18 protein-coding genes are annotated in these 18,880 nt (G+C 63.6%); 10 read left to right on the forward strand and 8 right to left on the reverse strand.

The genetic code is table 11. The features are described 5' to 3' along the window. Positions 1 to 4 precede the first annotated feature (4 nt). Together BLW62_RS16000 and BLW62_RS16005 are read left to right on the forward strand one after the other, a co-directional pair. The gene (locus tag BLW62_RS16000; RefSeq protein ID WP_090508038.1) at positions 5 to 1,402 is read left to right on the forward strand and encodes a phosphoglucomutase/phosphomannomutase family protein; all 1,398 of its coding nucleotides are present in this window, start codon (positions 5 to 7) and stop codon (positions 1,400 to 1,402) included. A 157-nt stretch (positions 1,403 to 1,559) separates the two neighbouring features. Then, the gene (locus BLW62_RS16005; RefSeq protein WP_090508039.1) at positions 1,560 to 1,931 is read left to right on the forward strand and encodes a hypothetical protein; all 372 of its coding nucleotides are present in this window, start codon (positions 1,560 to 1,562) and stop codon (positions 1,929 to 1,931) included. A 109-nt stretch (positions 1,932 to 2,040) separates the two neighbouring features. On the opposite strand, the gene BLW62_RS16010 is transcribed toward BLW62_RS16005, so the two are convergent. Beyond that, a complete protein-coding gene (locus BLW62_RS16010) occupies positions 2,041 to 2,979 on the reverse strand; it encodes a S24/S26 family peptidase (RefSeq protein WP_090508120.1) in 939 nt (312 codons plus the stop codon). A gap of 141 nt (positions 2,980 to 3,120) precedes the next feature. Here BLW62_RS16010 and BLW62_RS16015 point away from each other — a divergent pair, with 141 nt between their 5' ends. Beyond that, complete coding sequence (locus BLW62_RS16015) at positions 3,121 to 4,689, forward strand: DNA-directed DNA polymerase II small subunit (RefSeq protein WP_090508040.1); 1,569 nt, start codon at positions 3,121 to 3,123, stop codon at positions 4,687 to 4,689. 76 nt (positions 4,690 to 4,765) lie between these two features. After that, the gene (locus BLW62_RS16020; protein WP_090508041.1) at positions 4,766 to 5,524 is read left to right on the forward strand and encodes a hypothetical protein; all 759 of its coding nucleotides are present in this window, start codon (positions 4,766 to 4,768) and stop codon (positions 5,522 to 5,524) included. 86 nt (positions 5,525 to 5,610) lie between these two features. On the opposite strand, the gene BLW62_RS16025 is transcribed toward BLW62_RS16020, so the two are convergent. Continuing rightward, positions 5,611 to 6,048, reverse strand: a complete 438-nt coding sequence (locus tag BLW62_RS16025; protein ID WP_090508042.1) for a hypothetical protein — start codon at positions 6,046 to 6,048, stop codon at positions 5,611 to 5,613. Positions 6,049 to 6,261: 213 nt separating this feature from the next. On the opposite strand from BLW62_RS16025, the gene BLW62_RS16030 reads away from it, so the two are divergent. From BLW62_RS16030 to BLW62_RS16040, 3 genes are all read left to right on the forward strand, one after another. Then, positions 6,262 to 7,440: an aspartate kinase gene (locus tag BLW62_RS16030; RefSeq protein WP_090508043.1), complete on the forward strand. Its 1,179-nt coding sequence runs from the start codon at positions 6,262 to 6,264 to the stop codon at positions 7,438 to 7,440. 119 nt (positions 7,441 to 7,559) lie between these two features. Next, positions 7,560 to 8,201 carry a hypothetical protein gene (locus tag BLW62_RS16035; RefSeq protein ID WP_090508044.1) on the forward strand — a complete coding sequence of 214 codons (642 nt, stop codon included), beginning with the start codon at positions 7,560 to 7,562 and terminating at the stop codon, positions 8,199 to 8,201. 150 nt (positions 8,202 to 8,351) lie between these two features. After that, a complete protein-coding gene (locus tag BLW62_RS16040; RefSeq protein ID WP_090508045.1) occupies positions 8,352 to 9,698 on the forward strand; it encodes a tryptophanase in 1,347 nt (448 codons plus the stop codon). A 50-nt stretch (positions 9,699 to 9,748) separates the two neighbouring features. On the opposite strand, the gene BLW62_RS16045 is transcribed toward BLW62_RS16040, so the two are convergent. The 4 genes from BLW62_RS16045 to BLW62_RS16060 form a co-directional block, all read right to left on the reverse strand. Further along, positions 9,749 to 10,108 (reverse strand): hypothetical protein, encoded by a 360-nt coding sequence (locus BLW62_RS16045; protein WP_090508046.1) that lies wholly within the window; start codon positions 10,106 to 10,108, stop codon positions 9,749 to 9,751. A gap of 180 nt (positions 10,109 to 10,288) precedes the next feature. Continuing rightward, the gene (locus BLW62_RS16050; RefSeq protein WP_090508047.1) at positions 10,289 to 10,705 is read right to left on the reverse strand and encodes a GNAT family N-acetyltransferase; all 417 of its coding nucleotides are present in this window, start codon (positions 10,703 to 10,705) and stop codon (positions 10,289 to 10,291) included. Between the two features lie 28 nt (positions 10,706 to 10,733). Then, positions 10,734 to 10,976 (reverse strand): ubiquitin-like small modifier protein SAMP2, encoded by a 243-nt coding sequence (gene samp2, locus BLW62_RS16055; RefSeq protein ID WP_090508048.1) that lies wholly within the window; start codon positions 10,974 to 10,976, stop codon positions 10,734 to 10,736. A gap of 65 nt (positions 10,977 to 11,041) precedes the next feature. After that, positions 11,042 to 12,142 carry a bactofilin family protein gene (locus BLW62_RS16060; protein WP_090508049.1) on the reverse strand — a complete coding sequence of 367 codons (1,101 nt, stop codon included), beginning with the start codon at positions 12,140 to 12,142 and terminating at the stop codon, positions 11,042 to 11,044. A 167-nt stretch (positions 12,143 to 12,309) separates the two neighbouring features. Between BLW62_RS16060 and BLW62_RS16065 the strand changes: the two genes are divergently transcribed. Next, positions 12,310 to 13,302, forward strand: coding sequence for a replication factor C small subunit (locus BLW62_RS16065; RefSeq protein WP_090508050.1), 993 nt, complete (start codon positions 12,310 to 12,312; stop codon positions 13,300 to 13,302). 46 nt (positions 13,303 to 13,348) lie between these two features. Here BLW62_RS16065 and BLW62_RS16070 read toward each other — a convergent pair whose 3' ends face one another. Both BLW62_RS16070 and BLW62_RS16075 read right to left on the reverse strand, forming a co-directional pair. Further along, the gene (locus tag BLW62_RS16070; RefSeq protein WP_090508051.1) at positions 13,349 to 14,038 is read right to left on the reverse strand and encodes a hypothetical protein; all 690 of its coding nucleotides are present in this window, start codon (positions 14,036 to 14,038) and stop codon (positions 13,349 to 13,351) included. Continuing rightward, positions 14,035 to 14,757, reverse strand: a complete 723-nt coding sequence (locus tag BLW62_RS16075; RefSeq protein ID WP_090508052.1) for a hypothetical protein — start codon at positions 14,755 to 14,757, stop codon at positions 14,035 to 14,037. The genes BLW62_RS16070 and BLW62_RS16075 overlap by 4 nt, the downstream gene beginning before the upstream one ends. Before the next feature lie 277 nt (positions 14,758 to 15,034). Between BLW62_RS16075 and alaS the strand changes: the two genes are divergently transcribed. Further along, positions 15,035 to 17,815 (forward strand): alanine--tRNA ligase, encoded by a 2,781-nt coding sequence (alaS, locus tag BLW62_RS16080; protein WP_090508053.1) that lies wholly within the window; start codon positions 15,035 to 15,037, stop codon positions 17,813 to 17,815. A gap of 366 nt (positions 17,816 to 18,181) precedes the next feature. Next, the gene (locus BLW62_RS18820; RefSeq protein WP_175459776.1) at positions 18,182 to 18,715 is read left to right on the forward strand and encodes a DUF7342 family protein; all 534 of its coding nucleotides are present in this window, start codon (positions 18,182 to 18,184) and stop codon (positions 18,713 to 18,715) included. The last annotated feature ends 165 nt before the right edge of the window (positions 18,716 to 18,880 follow it).

Here is an 18,880-nt window from a genome sequence, read left to right on the forward strand (position 1 = left end):
GCGTATGGAGACGATTCGTTTCGGTACCGATGGCTGGCGGGCGACGTTAGAGGAGTTCACCACACCGCGCGTTCGGATGGTCGGACAGGCCGTCGGGGCGTATCTTCGCGACGAAGGTCTCGAGGGCTCGGTCGTAATCGGATACGACGCTCGAGAAACCTCGCGGGGCTTCGCCGAGGAACTGGCCCGCGTGCTGTGTGCGAACGGCTTCGACGTGATCATGCCGGAGCGAGACCGACCGACGCCACTCGTCGCCCACGCCATCGTCGAGCGGGAGCTGGCGGGAGGGCTCGCGATTACGGCTTCGCACAACCCACCAGAGTACAACGGAGTCAAATTCATCCCCGAAGACGGTGCCCCGGCGCTGCCCGAGGTGACGGACGCCATCGCCGACCGACTCGCCGAACCCGATCCGCTCCCCGCCGACGAGCACGGCACCGTCCGAGAAGTCGACCTCACGACGCCCCACGCCGACGCGACCGTCGACCGCCTCCAGCAACTCGTCGGTCCCATCGATCTCGACGGACGGACCGTCGCCTACGACGCCATGCACGGGAGCGGCCGCGGGACGACTGACGCACTCCTCGAGCGTGCCGGCGCCTCACTCGAGTGTTTGCGGTGTGAACGCGACCCCGACTTCGGCGGCGGGGCTCCCGAACCCGCGCCCGAGAACCTCGAGACGCTCGCCGACCTCGTCACCGACGACTCGACCGAGCCGACACTCGGTATCGCGAACGACGGCGACGCGGATCGGATCGCGCTCGTCACTCCCGAACGCGGTTATCTCGACGAGAACCTCTTCTTCGCCGCCCTCTACGACTACTTACTCGAGTCGGCTTCGGGTGCGGTGATCCGAACCGTCTCCACGACGTTCCTGATCGATCGGGTCGCCCGAGCGCACGATGAAGCCGTCCACGAGGTTCCGGTCGGGTTCAAGTGGGTCGCACAGGCGATGGCCGACCACGACGCGCTCGTCGGCGGCGAGGAATCCGGCGGCTTCACCGTTCGCGGCCACGTCCGCGAGAAAGACGGCGTGATGATGGCTCTGTTCGCGGCCGCGATGGACGCCGAAGAACCGCTGGACGAGCGCGTCGATCGGCTGCTCTCCGAACACGGGACAGTCGTCCAGAACAAACGAAGCGTCGCCTGCCCCGATCACGAGAAATCGCGGGTGCTCTCGGATCTCGAGGCCGAAATTCCCGACAGCGTCGCCGATACCGACGTCGAAGACGTCAACACGGCCGACGGGTTCAAACTGCAACTGACCGACGGCTCGTGGCTCCTGATCCGACCCAGCGGCACGGAGCCGGTGTTGCGGGTGTACGCCGAGGCGACGGACGAGTCGCGCGTCGACGAACTGCTCACGGCTGGCGAGGGCCTGCTCGAGCCACTCATCGAGTAACGCTGGCTTCCGAATTCTCCGCAGTCGTCCGAGCGAAGCGAGCACCGCCGTCGAAGGTTTGTGGGACCGTGTTCGAGGGGTCGACGTCGCGAACGCTCGAGGGCGACATGCACAATCCGGGTACTCGTTTACCCGTCTGGCTTCCGATAGGTTCCGTATGAACACACACGATCGCGAGGACGCCGCATACACGGAACTCACGCCCGACTCGTGGCATCAAAACGACGACGGCAACTACTACATCGACTGTCCGGAGTGTGGGTCCGCGGCGACGTTGATGAACGTCGTCTCCCACGGCCGCTGTAACGGCTACCTCGACCAGCGCGAAGGTGAAACCGAACTAGACGAGGAGTCGTTCGAGTGCACCGCGAAACTCTGGTTCGAACTCGGGTACGTCTCCGACGCCGACCCCGCTGCGACCGATTCCGAAGCCGAACAGTCGGAAGACAGCGTCACCACGGGTGAGGGCGTTCCTGCCGAAGGGTCGCCCGCCGGATCGGACGGCACTGTGGACGACGACCAGAAGTAACATTCGTCGATTCTGCGTTTTCACTCGTCACGACAGTGGCTTCGCTCTCGAGTGCAACACACATCGTACATCGAGAATCGTGCCGGCGGCAGGTGAGTTCCGCTGGGGGTTAGTCTCGGTACCGTTTCAGCGCGATTCCGACTCCACCAGCAGCGCCTGCTGCGCCGGTCGTCCCGGCGATACCGAGTTGGGTGGCGGCGACGGCGGAGTCACTCGCCGGCACGCTGTCGATGACTGGCCCCGGTGCGAGCATGCCGCCGAGGATCGAGTCGAAGGTCAGACGGATGTGGCCGAGCCACGGGATGCCAAATCGCGCTTTGCCGGTGACCCACTCGGACTTGACGACGTCACTTTGGCCCTCCTGTGCACCGTACTGTTGGTCGTAGCCCTCGTTCGCGTCACCTTTCGTGATGAACCCGTCGTGTTGGGCGGGACACGTGTCGATGTCGTCACAACTCGTGTCGCCGATGATGTCGTCGTCGGCTTTCGTGTCGACCCAGTTTTCACCCTCCTCGACCCAGAAGTGCGCCCGGTGTATGATCGGCGTCTGGTGTTCCTCGCCGTTCGGCTGGAAGACGATCACGTCACCCGGTTGATCAAACCGCTCGTGACCGTTCTCTTCAGCGTCCTCGAGTGGCACGATACCGGTGTCTCCGGCAGGATCATCGCCGACGAACCGATCCTGATCGATCACGAAGATGAGATCTCCTCTCTCCATGTTCGGTTCCATGCTGCCGCTCTCGACGGCGACCAGTGGTGGCCAGATCCCACTAAAGGCAAAGAGTAAGAGTCCGATGACGGCGACGATCGCAACGGAACTCAAAATGTCTCGAGCGAAGACGACGTTCCCCTCTTCGGCTTTCAGGAACCAGTGGACGATGCCGTCGTCTTCGATCGTGACTCGGTCGCCGCTGTTCGTCTGGTTGTCCATCCCCAACCCCTCGGCGGTGTCGTTCCCCGCGTCGTCGCGTCGGTGGGTCCAGTCACCGTCGTTATCGTCACTCGAGGGAGGATCGTCAGGAGAGTCGCCGGGGTTGGGGCCGCTCATCGTCACTGGTTTTGCTAGGGTCTGCAATCAACTTTCTGCTCTCTTGACCCGACCAAGTCGAACACTTCGAGTGTAGCCTGATTCGCCAGCAGCCGATTTCATTACGGTATCCTTTTTGCTCCGCTCGCGAATGCGATTCGTGTGCCACTCGAGGCGTCTGCACGGATCGTCAGCGAACTCACGAGTCGTGGGTACAACGCCGAACGAGAGGCGGTGACCAAACTCGCCGCTGCCGACGATCCGCAGGCGACCGTCGAGCGCGTCGTCGACGACCTCCCACCGGGAACGCTCGTCGTTCGAACCGATCACGTCGAAACGGTTCTTTCTTCGAGCGACTCGGGTGAAAAACCACGAGACGGCGGCGACGTTTCCGGTTCTGACGAGACGCCCTCCGACCCCTCCGTTTCAACTGGAGATCCTCGTCCTGATCCGACAGCCGTGGATGGGGCGGCTCCAGTCGAAACGAAGGGGTCTTCGGCTGGTAGCCGATCGAGCGACCCGGCGTTACGGTCGCTCGAGATCGACGGCGATATGACCGGCGACAGTACGGGAACGGGGGAATACGGCGACTTCGTCGCCGTGTTCCGAGACCGACTCGAGACGTTGGGAGCAAAACTTCGCGGTCGCGTCAATCACCGACCGGCGACGGCGATTCAGAACATGTCGGGCGGTGGCGACGTCGGAATGGTCGGGCTGGTCAACGACATTCGTTCGACTGCCAGTGGCCACTGGTTGATCGAACTCGAGGACGCGACGGGGACGTTTCCGTGGCTGGTGATGAAAGACCGAGAGTACGCCGATTTAGTCGAGGAGTTGCTCTGTGACGAAGTGTTGGCGATGGAAGGGACGCTGTCGGACGACGCGGGAATCGCGTTCGTCGACTCGATGTACTTTCCGGACGTACCGCGAACGCACGAGCCCTCGACCGCGGACCGTCACGTGCAGGCGGCGCTCATCAGTGACGTCCACGTCGGCAGTCAGGAGTTCATGCACGACGCCTGGAATCGATTCGCAGACTGGCTCCACACCCCCGAAGCCCAGCACGTCGAGTACCTGCTCATCGCCGGCGACATGGTCGAAGGCGTCGGTGTCTATCCCAATCAGGACGACGAACTCGACGTCGTCGACATCTACGAGCAGTACGAGGTGTTCAACGAGTACCTCAAGCAGGTCCCCGGCGACATCGAGATCGTCATGATTCCGGGCAATCACGACGCGGTTCGGCTGGCCGAACCCCAACCCGGTTTCGACGAGGACCTTCGGGAGATCATGTCGGCGCACGACTCACAGATCGTCAGCAATCCGTCGACGATTACGCTCGAGGGCGTCTCCGTTCTCATGTACCACGGCGTCAGTCTGGACGAGGTGATCGCCGAGTTGCCCGAGGAGAAGGCGAGTTACGACGATCCGCACAAGGCGATGTACCACCTCCTCAAGAAGCGCCACGTTGCACCACAGTTCGGGGGTCACACCCGACTCGCGCCCGAGGAGGAGGACTTCCTCATCATGGAGGAGGTACCGGACATCTTCCACACCGGCCACGTCCACAAACTCGGCTTCGGCAAGTACCACAACGTGCTCGCGATTAACTCCGGTTGCTGGCAGTCCCAGACGGACTTCCAGAAGAGCGTCAACATCGATCCCGACGCCGGCTACGCACCCATCGTCGACCTCGATACGCTAGACGTGACCGTCCAGAAATTCAGTTAGCGCTCGCTCGAGGCCGCCGACACTCGGTCGCACGCCGGTCGTATTTTTATGGCCGTTCTCGGCGAAGTCCCCGGCAATGGCCCCGACGATCGGCGTGCTCTTCCTCGCGGGAGCGTTGGCCGCGGTTCACCTCGGCGCCGGCAAACTCCAGTTCCTGCGGGCCGTCCCTCGGAGTCGGTGGCTCTCGCTGTGTGGCGGGATCTCCGTCGCCTACGTCTTCGTCCACTTACTTCCCGAGATCACCGAGCACCAGTCGCGGGTCGTCGAGACGACTGAACCGACGAACGTCGTCCTCGAGGCGACTCACGAACGCTCGTTGTTCATCGCCGCCCTCGTCGGCTTCGCGTTCTTTTACGGACTCGAGCAGGCCGCTCGCCGCTCGTCTCGGGGGGTGGCCCGGCGAGCGACCGCCGGTGTGGCGACTCGACCGGACGCGAGCGTGTTCTGGCTCCACATCGGTTCGTTCGCGGCGTACAACGCGCTCATCGGCTACTTCCTCTTGCACCGAGAGGAGACCGGGCTCGCGAACCTGGTGCTCTACGGGACGGCCATGGGACTGCACTTCGTCGTCAACGACTACGGGCTTCGAGACCACCACCGTGACGTCTACGACCGCCTCGGTCGATGGATTCTCGCCGGCGCGATCCTCGCTGGCACAGTGCTCGGCTTTTTGGTCGGCCTTCCTGAACTGGTCCTTAGCCTGTTGCTCGCGTTCTTGTCCGGCGGCGTCATTCTCAACGTGATCAAGGAGGAACTGCCCGAAGACCGCGAGAGTCGATTTTGGGCGTTCGGTGCCGGACTGGCGGGGTACACCGCCGTTCTCCTGGTGATCTGAAAACCCGGACGTTTCAGCGACCGTCGGTTCCTCGAGCGTCGCTGACAGCGAGCGCCGACGGCTGGAACACTGGGCCGACGAGTCCGCTATGGCTCGAGTCGAAATCGGACCGTCGGCGCGCCGTCGAATTGTGGGCCACTACCGCGGCGCTCGAAGCCGAGATCCTCGGCGGCGTTCGTCACGCAGTCGCTATCGGGCGACGTGAGGAGTTCGACGGCCATCGACTCAGATTCGGCGAACCGAACCGGTTCGGCGAGCAGCTGTTTACACGCGTCCGCCGTGCCGTCGACCTGGGTGACGTGGACGGTGTCTTCTTTCGCGTCGAAGCTGATGAACCCGAGTAAGTCCTCCGGGTCGGAGCCGTTGTACTGCGATCCCGAAACGTCCGCGTTCGGATCGTGCGTTCCGTCTTCGGCGACGCGCACCGTCCGATCGTGAACCAGATTCCGCATTACATCGGTCGGCGAGTCCGCGATCGACGCGAGCGCGTCTGCGTCGGCCTCGAGAGCGTCCCGTACGTTCATTGGCGTGTGGTAATGATACGCACAAATATAAATCCCGCCTGCGCCGGGATCGAATTGATGGTCTTCGAACCCGAGCGACCCGCTCGAACGCGTCGTTCTCGAGACACGAATAGTGGTAAAAACACGAGCGATGGGACACAGTTATCTGCTCGCTCTTGTAACGAACTGGCATATGAGCCACGTGATCCGCACGATGATTGATGGGGTGGAACCATGCGCGTTGTAGCCAAATTCGGCGGAACGAGCCTGGGAAGCGGGGATCGGATCAACCGAGCGGCGGATTCGATCGCGGCAGCCGTCGAGGACGGCCACGAAATCGCCGTCGTCGCCAGTGCGATGGGGTCGACGACCGACGACCTGCTCGAGGAGATTACCTTCGAAACCGACGAAGCCGACCGCGCACAGATCGTCAGTATGGGCGAACGGACGTCCGTTCGCATGCTCAAGGCCGCGCTGGCGGCGCGCGGGATCGATGCGACGTTCTTCGAACCGGGTGCGGACGGCTGGCCGGTCGTCACCGACGAGTACGGCGAGGTCGACGTCGAGGAGACCCAGAACCGCGCACTCGAGGTCGCAGACGATCTCGAGGAGACGGTACCGGTGCTCACCGGGTTCCTCGCGGAAGGCCCGGAGGGCTCGATCACGACACTCGGACGGGGTGGCAGCGACACGACGGCGGTCATGATGGGCAAGTACATGGACGCCGACGAGGTCGTCATCGTCACCGACGTCGAGGGCGTCATGACCGGCGACCCTCACGTCGTCGAGGGAGCCCGAAACGTCGGAGAAATTTCCGTCGACGAGCTCCGGAATCTCTCCTTCCGCGGGGCCGAAGTCGTCGCGCCGTCCGCTCTCTCCTACAAGGGTGGAAATCTCGACGTTCGCGTCGTCCACTATCAACACGGCGACTTGCTCTCGGGCGGGACGAGCATCGAAGGCGAGTTCAAGAACCTCGTCGACCTGCGAGAGCGCCCGCTCGCTTGCTTGACTGTCGCCGGTCGCGCGATCCGTAACGAACCCGGAATCTTCAACCACCTCTCGGAGGCACTCGCCGAGAGCGACGTCAACATCGACGCCGTCGCGAGCGGCATGGACACCGTCACGTTCTACATCGACGAAGAAGAGGCCGAACGCGCCGAGAACATCCTCCATCGCGAGGTCATCGCCCGGGACGAACTCTCGAGCGTCACCGTCGACTCGCCGACCGCCGTCGTTCGCGTGACTGGCGGCGAACTCCCCAACCAGCCGGGCATCATCAGCGAAATCGTCAACCCCATCGCCGAAGAACGCATCCACCTGCAGGATATCATCACGAGCGCGACCAGCGTCGCCCTCTTCGTCGAGTGGGACGACCGCGAGAAGACCCTCGAGTTGACCCAGGACCTCTTTTAATCTCTGTCCGTCGGCTGTTTCGCTGTGTGACTTCTGAGCACGGTACGACGTGCATAACGCTGCCGTCACCCGTCGGTAGCGAGTTCGTAACGAATACCGTGAGCCTCACAGTTATTGTCATGACCGACGACTCGCCAGGAACGCGCGTTTTCGAGACCATCGAACCGGACCCCGACGCCGTGCTCGAGGCGTTTGACGTCGACGCACCCGACGACCTCCTCGAGTCCGAAGGGTCGGACGACGCGGACGGGAACGACGACCCGACCGAGATGGACGATATCGAGATCGACGACACGACGGCCGCCGAGTTGTTCGACGAGTTAGCGGCGATCGAAACGGCCGACGAGGACCCCTCGACAGCGGTTTACGCGACGAGTGACGGCGATTCCGATTTCACGACGGACGGCACGAGCGAGTCCGACGGTGTCGATGACGCTCTCGAAGAACTCGCGTTCGAGTTCGTCGGCGATTCGGACAGTATCGTTCGAGAGGAGGGCGACGCGGTCGAGTCGACGGCGGCCGAACTCAGCGCGCTCACCGCGGGGAAATCGACCGCCGCCGAGGACGAATCCGATCACACCGAGAGCCGTTCTCTCGACGACGGTACCGACGCTATCGGCAGTACCGATGCGACCGTCTCGAGCGGGACGCGAGTCGTCGACTCGGCCGCCGTGGACGGGTTCGAACTCGTCGGCCCCGATCCGACGCCGACGAGAATTGCTACCGACGCTTTCGGCAGTGACGAGGTCGACGCTCGCTGAATTTTCGCGGTGACGAGTCGACTCCGCTCATCACGATTGCCGTCGACTTCGTCCATCGATGCACCGATTCGTCCGGGAGCGAACGGTTCGAGACGCCACCGGACACGAGATTCCAACTAGACTGAACACGCGCGGCGACGTCGAGTCGGTATGGTCGCGTACAAGTCCAAGGTGGTCGAGCGAATCCAACTCCCCTCCCGGCAGCGGCGCGAACGAGCGCTCGAGCAGGCCGGATACAACGTCTTCGATCTCGCTGCAGAGGACGTCTTCATCGACCTGCTGACCGACAGCGGGACCGGCGCGATGAGCGACGAGCAGTGGGCCGCGTTGCTCCGGGGCGACGAAGCCTACGCGGGGTCGCGAAGCTTCGACGAACTCGAGTCGGCGGTAGCGGAGGTGATGGGATTCTCCCGCGTCGTACCGACCCACCAGGGCCGCGGCGCGGAGAACGTTCTCTACGGCACGTTGCTCGAGGATGGCGACGTGGCGCTCAACAACACGCACTTCGATACGACGCGGGCCCACGTCGCGAACCAGGGGGCCGATCCCGTCGACTGTCCGGTCGCTCGAGCCCACGATCTGACAGTCGATGGCCCGTTCAAGGGCAACTTCTCACTCGACCGTGCGCGCTCGGTCGTCGACGACGTGGGGTCAGAGCGCGTGCCGCTGGTAATTTTGACGATCACGAACAACTCGGCGGCGGGCCAGCCAGTTAGCGTCGAAAACACCCGCCGGGTCCGTGAGTTCGCAGACGAGATCGACGCGACGTTCGTGATCGACGCCTGTCGGTTCGCCGAGAACGCCGCGTTCGTCGCGCGGCGGGAAGACGAGTTCGCCGACGCCGAAATCAGTGAAATCGCCCGCGAACAACTCGGCTACGCCGATGCGCTCGTAATGAGCGGGAAGAAAGACGGGTTGGTCAACGCTGGCGGCTTCGTCGCGACCGACGACGAAGCGCTCTTCGAGAAATGTAAGCAGCGAGCGATCCTCTACGAGGGGTTTCCGACTTACGGCGGGATGGCCGGTCGAGACGTCGCCGCGATGGCCGTCGGCCTCCGCGAGGCCGTCGAGGAGGCCTACGTCACGGACCGAATCGACCAGGTCCGTGCGTTCGCCGCGATGCTCGAGGACGTCGGCGTCCCGATCTACACTCCGCCCGGCGGTCACGCCGTCTACCTCGACGCGGGGTCCACACTCCCACACCTCTCGGCCGAGGAGTTCCCGGGGCAGGCGCTGGTCTGTGCGCTCTACCGAGAAGGTGGCGTTCGCGGCGTCGAACTCGGCAGTTTCGCCTTCCCCGGCACCGACCGGCCGGAACTGGTCCGACTCGCCGTGCCGCGTCGTACCTATCACGACGAGCACCTCGAGCACGTCGCCGAGACCGCCGCCGCCGTCCTCGAAACGCGCGAGTCGATCGACGGACTCGAGATCGCTTCCGAACCCGCGGTGCCCGAGTTACGTCATTTCACGGCGTCGCTCGAGCCGATTTCGTCCTGACTGGTGTTCGTCTTGCGGGTCGCAAAAAGCAGTCGCTGACCGTTCGACGATCAGCTCGAGAGCATCCCTCGAGCGCGATCACGAACGGTTGGCTCCGATTCGGACTCGCCCCCCAGTCGACGTTTCGCGACGCTCCGAACGCCCTGTTTCGCCGCCGGGGAGGTCGCGGCCGAGATCGCCCAGTCGGGAATCTGTGACTCGAGTTCCGCTCGTTTTTCGGCTTTGACCTGGCTGTACTTGCGTAACGCGAGTCCGACACCGATGAACATCGCGGCGTCGAGCAGCTCTCGCCGGAATCGATCCTGGTCCTTCCGAAGTGCGATCGCTTTGGCGAGGGAGACGGCGCCAATCGCGAGGTACAGTTTCGAGCGTTTCGATGGGTCGCCACTGAGTATCCGTCCGAAGGCCATGCACCCGACGTACCACGGTCTGGACGATAAAGCTCGGCCGGAACTCGCCGGCACCCTCGAGTGGGGGTCACTACGACTAGTTTCGTCAACTCCGCCGATACCGACGACGAGACGTGTTGGAAACGCCGTCGGTGCTTCCGATATTGCTGTTCACGATATCGGTGCTTTCGACGCTGACGCTCACGACTCCTCGGACGCGACCGCGACACCGCGGTACCGGTCAGATTCGGTTCGCTCGAGAGTGAAGCCGAGTCGGTCGTAAAACGGGCGGACGTCGCCGTCGAAGTGTGCCGTGAGTCGCTCTTCACGCTCGAGTCCTTCTTCGATCAGCGCGCTGCCGACGCCTCGAGCTCGCTGGCGGCGGCGTACGGCGACGGCTGTCACGTGCGCGCCGCGTTCGTGCTCGTGTGGCTCGAGGACGACGGTACCCAGTAGCCGTTCGCTGCCGTCGCTTCCGCCGCGATAATCGCCCGCGACGAGAACGTTTCCACCGTCGATCAGCGTCTCGACGTCGCCGTACTCGAGCATCGCCGCGTCGAGGATTCGGCGAGCTTCGAGTGCGTCTGCGGTCGTCGCGGGGCGAACGTGAACGGTCATGTTGGAACTCGAGTGCCTCGAAAAATCGCTATCCGCCCTTGATCAGGCGTAACACGGTTACCGATTCGCTCTCGACGGGTTGATCCTCGGGGACGGGCCGGCCGTCGACGAGGACGCTCACCTCGTGAGGGCTGAGATCGAGTTCGGCCAGCAGGTCCTGGTAGGTCGGGGTCACCTCCTCGGTGTCGGTGGCTCCTGTCGAACGCGGAGACACCGTCTCGAGGTCGATCTCGTGGGTATCCTCGCCCTTGACGTCGACGGTGACGTGCATGGTCACCGTTACGCGAGCCGAAACTTGAGCGCGTCGTTTGTGCAGTCGCGGTGACTGCTGACGTCTTACTCTGTGGCTGGTCTGTCGGTTCTGGCTCCGGTTCGACGCGAAGACTCTCGTTTCCGGCCTCGACGCCAGTGCCCAAACAGTGCTCGAGCGAACGCGCCGAGGCCCACCAACAGGACGAACAGGGAAATCACCTCACCGATGACGGGAACGGGGAGCTGTGAGAGGACGACACCGGCGACCAGCCCGACGACGAGTGCGAGCCAGCGATTCCCGAGTCCAACGAGCGAGAGGAGCCACGCGGCGACGGCGAACCAGCCGTAGACGAAGCCGATCCAGAGCACCAGTGCGAATAGCAACCCCCCGAACAGCGACAGTGGAATGCCGACGACGCTGATCGCGAGCGCGATCAGAACGATGGGAATCCCGAGGAGGACGCCGATGCCGACCAGACCCGAGCGAAGGGGTTCTCCCGCGACGTGGCCGGCGACGCCGCTCGAAAAGCGCGGGAAGAGGGCGAGCAACAGCGCACCCACCAGCAGATTCGCCGCGAGGACGTAGGCCGCGAACACCCACGAGGCGAGCGGGCCGATCATCGGCGCGCCGTCGACGCCGAGGGCGGGATCTTCCTCGAGTTCGCCCTCGACGACGTCCGTGTCTCCTTCGATCGTCGCGTCGTAGCGCAGGTCGCCGGCGACCTGCGCCTCGTCACCGAGTTGGATCGTATCGGCTCCGATTTCGGCGTCACCGTCGAGGGTGCCCGAAATCGTCACGACCCCCGCGCCGGCCACGAGCGTGCCGCCGACGGTCCCCGATTCGGTGATCGTGAGACTTCCCGCAGCGGCGTCGACGTCGCCGTCGACGGTTCCGGCGATCGTCACGCTTCCGCCAGCAGCCTCGAGGTCGCCGCCGACCTCACCCGTCTCTTCGACGCGGACGTCGCCACCGACGGCGCTGACGTCACCGGTAACGGTCCCGCTGACGACGACGGTTCCGCCGAACGCCTCGAGGCTGTCGACCGTTTCGCCCTCCTCGACGACGACGGTCCCACCAGTTTGCCCGTCAGTCTGGGCAGCAACCGGTATCGGGACCGTCCCACAGACGATGAGGACGACCAAGACCACGACGAGACCCCGTTTGGGTGACCACTGCTCGAGCATCGTTGTCCTCGTCACCGAGCAGCCGGTTAGAGCTGTTAGTCGAATCCCATGACCGTCCGAATTTGGCCTATTGGCGTTCCTGACTGTCCTGTTTGCAGGTTGGCTCCGCAGCCTCGACGGAGGACGACCTTCGGTCGTTTTATCTTCGGCCCACTCCTTTCCCCGGTATGAGCGAGGCCGACGCCGAGGCGGCGGAGCCGACACCCGGCAAGACCGAAGTCTGGATCGAGAAGTACCGGCCCGAACGCCTCGAGGAGATCAAGGGACACGAGAACATCGTCCCGCGACTCGAGCGCTACGTCGAACAGGACGACCTCCCCCACCTCATGTTTGCGGGGCCGGCCGGAACGGGCAAAACCACGGCTGCACAGGCCACCGCCCGCGAAATCTACGGCGACGACTGGCGCGAGAACTTCCTCGAACTCAACGCCTCCGACCAGCGCGGGATCGACGTCGTCCGCGACCGGATCAAGGACTTCGCGCGCTCTTCGTTCGGCGGCTACAACTACCGTATCATCTTTTTGGACGAGGCCGACGCGCTGACGAGCGACGCTCAGTCGGCCCTGCGCCGAACGATGGAGCAGTTCTCGAACAACACCCGTTTCATCCTCTCGTGTAACTACTCGAGTCAGATCATCGACCCGATCCAATCTCGCTGTGCGGTCTTCCGGTTCACCGAACTCTCCGAGACCGCGATCGAAGCCCAGGTTCGCGAAATCGCCGCGAACGAAGGGATCGACGTAACCGGCGACGGCGTCGACGCGCTCGTCTACGCGGCCGACGGCGACATGCGAAAGGCGATCAACGGCCTGCAGGCCGCGGCCGTGATGGGCGAGACCGTCGACGAGGAAACCGTCTTCGCGATCACCTCCACCGCTCGGCCCGAAGAAGTCGAAGCGATGGTCGAACACGCCATCGACGGCGACTTCACGGCCGCTCGAGCAGCTTTAGAGGATCTCCTGACGGAGCGTGGCCTCGCCGGCGGCGACGTCATCGACCAACTCCATCGCTCCGCATGGGAGTTCGATATTCCAGAGCAGGCGACCGTACAGTTGCTCGAGCGCCTTGGCGAAGTCGACTATCGAATCACGGAGGGTGCCAACGAGCGACTCCAACTCGAGGCGATGTTGGCGTCGCTGGCGCTCGAAAACGACGGATAGCGTCGTTCTGAGTGGGTTCATTCTGTCGCAGAAAGACGTCGTGAAGCTACGATTCGACTTGCTCGTCCATCGCTCGCGGCTCTCGCCACGTGCGAAGCGCCGCCTGCCAGTAGCACGCGAGAACGCAGACTGGCACGAGCCAGAGTACGCCGAAGGGTGCGTACCACTCGAGTGAACGCGGTGTCGTCGTCGCGACGAATCGAAGGACGCTAGCGGCGGCGACGACCGTTGCGACGGTGACGAAGATGAGTCGCGCGTTGTCGATTCCGACGCGTCGCCACGGTCGAAGCGACCCCGCTCGTCGAACGTCGGTTGCGAACAGCGCGAGCGCACAGGCCGCCGCGCCGACGGTTAGTCCGATTACGGCGTCGACGGTGAGGACGTACCGGCCCGCAGCGAGGTACCCGAACCCGACGGGAACCAACGGCATCCCCATCGCGAGCGCTGGCCCGCCGTTCCAGACGGCGTAGAGAAACGGCACGATCGTGATCGTCGCCGTCGCGAGCGCGATCAGCCCTGCCGTGATGGTATCGAAGCGCGTCGACATCGACTCGAGTGCCACGTCACCGATCGTGACCGTCGTCCCCGCGTAGCTGAGCGCGAAGAGTGCGCTCAGGGCGCCGAGATAGGCGAGTGCGAGTGCCGTCCGGCGTCGCTCGAGGCCGACGAGCGGGTGGTCGAGCAGTCGGTACCCCGCGTGCCTTCGGCCCAGCGTGTGGTGGTCGTCGGTGCTCATGACTCCTCCGTCAGCGTCGTCTCCTCGCCGTCGGCTCGTTCCGTGATGACCGACGCGATGCCGTCGTGATCGCCCTGTTCGTTGTCGAGGTCGATCGCGTCCGGGGAGACGCGCCAGCCAGCGGCGTCGAAGATGGCTTCGATCGCCGTCCGGGCGTCGCTGTACGATTCGATTTCGTGCTCGGGGCGCGCGCCGGTGTCTTCGTGGGCTTGCATCGAGACGACGCCCTCGAACGACCAACAACGGACGTGGAGGCGACCGCTGGTCCCGTAGTACGTCTCAGCAGCCGTTCCCTCCTGACGGACGAACGTCTCGTCCGATCGGTCCCAGCCGTATCGCGTGTACTCCTCGGGGCCACGCAGCCACCCCTCGTCGTCGAGGACGGCCATCACGCGCTCGAGTGGCGCACCGTCGCCTTCGGCGTCCTCGTCCGGAACCAGAACGACGTTTATCGGTGCCGTCGCGACGAAGGCGTCTCTGTCGCCGAAGTCGTCGACGCCGTCGTCGACCGATCGGTACTGGTAGCGCGCGATTGGGGTTGCCTCCTCGTCGCTGATCGTCTCGTCAGTCCAGTCGGCCACCGAGGTCGGCGGATCGGCTCCTTGGACGGTTCGGTCGGCCGGCGTCGTCGCGGGCGGCGAGGGGAGTGCGACGATTCCGGCGACCGTCCCGACCCCTGCCAACGCGCCCGTTCGGAGCAACGTTCGTCTCGTCGCCATCAGTGACACAGTCCCCGTCGCGGCAGACTCTCCCGCCACCGGCCCGTTCGCCCCACCATCGGGTACCCGAATTTCGGATCCCGATCGAATTTCGCACCACCTGTCATTTCGGTATTACGTATTTATTGTATTTTACTATCCACTATATGTTTTCTCCTTCACATAACTCGCTAGCACTGCGTTCATCACTCGAGTGTTAATTCGGCTGTCGTCGGTGGATCTCAGCAGATGGGCGTTGCGGAACTGTTTTAGGCGCTGGCTCGCCAACACAGGTACAATGAGCGAACTGGCGGACGCGTACCGCCTCGAGTACTTCGAGGAGGAAGGCTTCGAGCGCAAGGAGTGTCCCTCATGTGGCGCGCACTTCTGGACTCGCGACCACGGCCGGGAGACCTGCGGTGAGCCGCCGTGTGAAGAGTACGACTTCATCGACAACTCCGGGTTCGAGGAAGAATACACTCTCGAAGAGATGCGCGAGGTGTTCCTCTCGTACTTCGAGGATCACGACCACGAGCGCATCGATCCCTACCCCGTTGCGGCCAATCGCTGGCGAGACGACGTCTTGTTGACCCAGGCGTCGATCTACGACTTCCAGCCCCTCGTCACGAGCGGCGAGACGCCGCCGCCGGCGAACCCGCTGACGGTCTCTCAGCCGTGCATTCGGATGCAGGACATCGACAACGTCGGCAAGACGGGTCGGCACACGATGGCCTTCGAGATGATGGCCCACCACGCCTTCAACGCACGCGAGGACCTCGACGACCCCGACCAGTACGCCTATCAGGGCGAAGTCTACTGGAAGGACCGTACCGTCGAACTCTGTGACGGCTTCTTCGAGTCTCTCGGCATCGACCTCGAAGAAGTCATTTACATCGAAGATCCGTGGGTCGGCGGCGGCAACGCGGGCCCCGCCATCGAAGTCATCTACCGCGGCGTCGAACTCGCGACGCTCGTCTTCATGTCCATGGAACAGGATCCAGAGGGCGAGTACGAGATGAAAGACGGCAACCGCTACAGCCCGATGGACACCTACATCGTCGACACGGGCTACGGGCTCGAGCGCTGGGCCTGGGTGTCTCAGGGCACGCCGACGGTCTACGAGGCGATCTATCCGGACATGATCGAGTTTCTGAAGGACAACGCCGACATCGACCACACCGACGACCAGGCGGAACTCGTCTACCGCGCAGCGAAACTCGCCGGCCACATGGACATCGACGAGGCCGAGGACATGGAGACCGCTCGCGGCGAGATCGCCGCCGAACTCGACGTCGATGCCGCCGCCCTCGAGGAGCTAATGGAGCCCCTCGAGGACATTTATGCCATCGCCGATCACTGTCGCACCCTCGCGTACATGCTCGGGGACGGCATCGTCCCCTCGAACGTCGGGACGGGCTACCTCGCACGGATGGTCCTCCGACGGACGAAACGCCTCTGTGACAACGTCGGCGTCGACGCGCCACTGGACGAACTCGTCGACATGCAAGCCGAGCGCCTCGAGTACGAGAACCGAGACACCATCCGCGACATCGTCCGAACCGAGGTTGAGAAGTACCGCGAGACGCTCGAGCGCGGGGGCCGTCGCGTCGAGGCGCTCGCCGAGGAGTACGCGAAGAAAGGCGAAGCGATTCCGACCCAGGAACTCATCGAACTCTACGACTCCCACGGCATCCAGCCCGATATGGTCGCCGAGATCGCCGACGAAGCGGGAGCGGACGTCGACGTTCCCGACGACTTCTACAGTCTCGTCGCGAAGCGCCACGATACGCCCGAGGCCATCGACGCGGCCGAGGACGAGGAAGACGAACGCTTCGAGGACCTCCCCAAGACGGAGAAACTCTACTACGACGATCAACAGCGCACGCAGTTCGAAGCCGTCGTCCTCGACGTCTTCGAGCGCGAGGAGGGCTACGACGTCGTCCTCGACCAGACGATGTTCTACCCCGAAGGCGGGGGTCAGCCCGCCGATACGGGAACGCTCTCGACGGACGATACGACGGTCGAAGTCACGGACGTCCAGATCGAAGACGGTGTCATCCTACATCGAACCGACGAGCGCCCGGGCAAGGGCGAGTTCGCCAACGGCCAACTCGACGCCGGCCGACGCCGGCAGTTGATGCGCCACCACACGGCCACCCACATCGTCATCCACGCCGCACGCCAGATTCTGGGCGAGCACATCCGACAGGCTGGTGCCCAGAAGGGCGTCGACAGCTCCCGGATCGACATGCGCCACTACGACCGAATCAGCCGCGAGGACGTCAAGCGCATCGAGTCGCTGGCAAACGACATCGTGATGGACAACACCGCAGTCACCCAGGAGTGGCCCGACCGTCACGACGCCGAATCGGAACACGGCTTCGGCCTCTATCAGGGGGGCATTCCGCCGGGCGAGCAGATCCGCCTGATCCACGTCGACGACGACGTCCAGGCCTGCGGTGGCACTCACGTCGCCCGAACCGGCGAAATCGGCACGATCAAAGTGCTCTCCACCGAGCGCGTTCAAGACGGCGTCGAGCGAATCACGTTCGCCGCCGGCGAGGCCGCCCTCGAGGCGACCCAACGCAAAGAAGACGCACTCTACGAGGCCGCCGAGATTCTGGACGTCTCGCCAGAAGACGTCCCCGAGACCGCCGAACGGTTCTTCGAGGAGTGGAAGGACCGCGGCAAGGAAATCGACGATCTGACCGAACAACTCGCCGCGGCTCGAGCCGGTGGCGGTGGCGACGCCGAAGAGGTCGAGGTCGGCGAGACGACCGCGGTCGTCGACCGCATCGACGCCGACGTCGACGAACTCCGCGCGACGGCGAACGCCATCAGCGAGACGGGCAAGATCGCGGTGCTGGGAAGCGGCCAGAACAGCGCCCAGTTCGTCGTCTCGGTGCCCGACGGCGTCGGCGTCAACGCCGGCGAAGTCGTCGGCGAACTCGCCTCGAGAGTCGGCGGTGGCGGCGGCGGTCCGCCGGACTTCGCACAGGGCGGCGGCCCGAACGTCGAGGATCTGGACGGGACGCTCGAGGACGCACCGGATATCTTGCGACAGGTCCAGGACGCCTGAGCGACTCGAGGCTCTGTCGTTGATCGTGTGGTGTTCTTTTTGCGGAAGAACTGATCGGTATTGGTGCTCCGATCTGGGTGCTTGGGCTGTGGTTCTGGTTTCGGTTGCTATTCCGAGCCATCGGCGTATATGGACCTGACACGAAGCGGGCTCTCGAGGCTTGAGTGCCATTGATAGCGTTTTACGTCGTACTCGATTACCTGCTATCTCAAAGAACGGTAGCGCTCAGCATGATTCAGACCGTTGGCGTTCATTCTCCCTGCCCGTACGCTGAGATCCTCCGATTAGCTCTCCACACCGTTCGGTACGGGATCATATATCTGCGCTCTAGAAAAGATATATACTCTCATTCCTCGAAGGGGAACTATGACGGAACGATCAACCCCCTCAACCGATCCGTCGGGACAGTGGGATTCAGATCGAACGACGTTTCAACGCGTCTACGATATTCTCGTCGGCACGACCGATCCCGTTTCTGCACAGGAGTTCGCAGAGAGGGCACACTGCTCCGAGACCGGTGCCCGTCACTCACTCGAGCAACTCGTCGAGATGGGAATTGCAGAACAAACCGGGGCGCGACCGACGCTGTATCAGCGTAACCCATCGTACTTCCAGTGGAAACGTGTCGAGACGCTTGCACGCGAACACAGCGTCGGCGAACTTCGGTCGCGGTTGGCAGAACTCATCGACGCAGATCAGGACCTTCAGGAAACGTATGGGGTCCCGGATCCGGATGCAGTCGTCGTCTCTGACGATGCCCTCGAAGATCACGAAGCACTTCACGACCAGTGGGACGACCTCACAACGTGGCGGACCATTCGTCAGGACATCACCGTTCTGAAACGCGCCGTTCAGCGAGCCGAATCAGCAAACGACGGCCAAATCCAGTCGAAGACGTGACGGGGCGAGACGAAACTCCGAGCGGTCCTCTCGATGTTCCGACGCTCGAAGTACTCGCACAGCGTGCAGCGACGCATTCGCTCGTTTCGACGTGGAAGTTCCGGCCTGATACAATTTCTCCGCGCGTTCTCGAATTACAGTTAGACGGAACGCAGTATCCGTCCA

Source organism: Natronorubrum sediminis, assembly GCF_900108095.1.
GTDB lineage: Archaea > Halobacteriota > Halobacteria > Halobacteriales > Natrialbaceae > Natronorubrum > Natronorubrum sediminis.

Bases quoted from the DNA above. Each gene is read 5' to 3' on its own strand.
- BLW62_RS16000 (WP_090508038.1), top strand. From the start codon at position 5: ATGGAGACGATTCGTTTCGGTACCGATGGCTGGCGGGCGACGTTAGAG.
- BLW62_RS16005 (WP_090508039.1), top strand. From the start codon at position 1,560: ATGAACACACACGATCGCGAGGACGCCGCATACACGGAACTCACGCCC.
- BLW62_RS16010 (WP_090508120.1), bottom strand. From the start codon at position 2,979: ATGAGCGGCCCCAACCCCGGCGACTCTCCTGACGATCCTCCCTCGAGT.
- BLW62_RS16020 (WP_090508041.1), top strand. From the start codon at position 4,766: ATGGCCCCGACGATCGGCGTGCTCTTCCTCGCGGGAGCGTTGGCCGCG.
- BLW62_RS16025 (WP_090508042.1), bottom strand. From the start codon at position 6,048: ATGAACGTACGGGACGCTCTCGAGGCCGACGCAGACGCGCTCGCGTCG.
- BLW62_RS16030 (WP_090508043.1), top strand. From the start codon at position 6,262: ATGCGCGTTGTAGCCAAATTCGGCGGAACGAGCCTGGGAAGCGGGGAT.
- BLW62_RS16035 (WP_090508044.1), top strand. From the start codon at position 7,560: ATGACCGACGACTCGCCAGGAACGCGCGTTTTCGAGACCATCGAACCG.
- BLW62_RS16040 (WP_090508045.1), top strand. From the start codon at position 8,352: ATGGTCGCGTACAAGTCCAAGGTGGTCGAGCGAATCCAACTCCCCTCC.
- BLW62_RS16045 (WP_090508046.1), bottom strand. From the start codon at position 10,108: ATGGCCTTCGGACGGATACTCAGTGGCGACCCATCGAAACGCTCGAAA.
- BLW62_RS16050 (WP_090508047.1), bottom strand. From the start codon at position 10,705: ATGACCGTTCACGTTCGCCCCGCGACGACCGCAGACGCACTCGAAGCT.
- samp2 (WP_090508048.1), bottom strand. From the start codon at position 10,976: ATGCACGTCACCGTCGACGTCAAGGGCGAGGATACCCACGAGATCGAC.
- BLW62_RS16060 (WP_090508049.1), bottom strand. From the start codon at position 12,142: ATGCTCGAGCAGTGGTCACCCAAACGGGGTCTCGTCGTGGTCTTGGTC.
- BLW62_RS16065 (WP_090508050.1), top strand. From the start codon at position 12,310: ATGAGCGAGGCCGACGCCGAGGCGGCGGAGCCGACACCCGGCAAGACC.
- BLW62_RS16070 (WP_090508051.1), bottom strand. From the start codon at position 14,038: ATGAGCACCGACGACCACCACACGCTGGGCCGAAGGCACGCGGGGTAC.
- BLW62_RS16075 (WP_090508052.1), bottom strand. From the start codon at position 14,757: ATGGCGACGAGACGAACGTTGCTCCGAACGGGCGCGTTGGCAGGGGTC.
- alaS (WP_090508053.1), top strand. From the start codon at position 15,035: ATGAGCGAACTGGCGGACGCGTACCGCCTCGAGTACTTCGAGGAGGAA.
- BLW62_RS18820 (WP_175459776.1), top strand. From the start codon at position 18,182: ATGACGGAACGATCAACCCCCTCAACCGATCCGTCGGGACAGTGGGAT.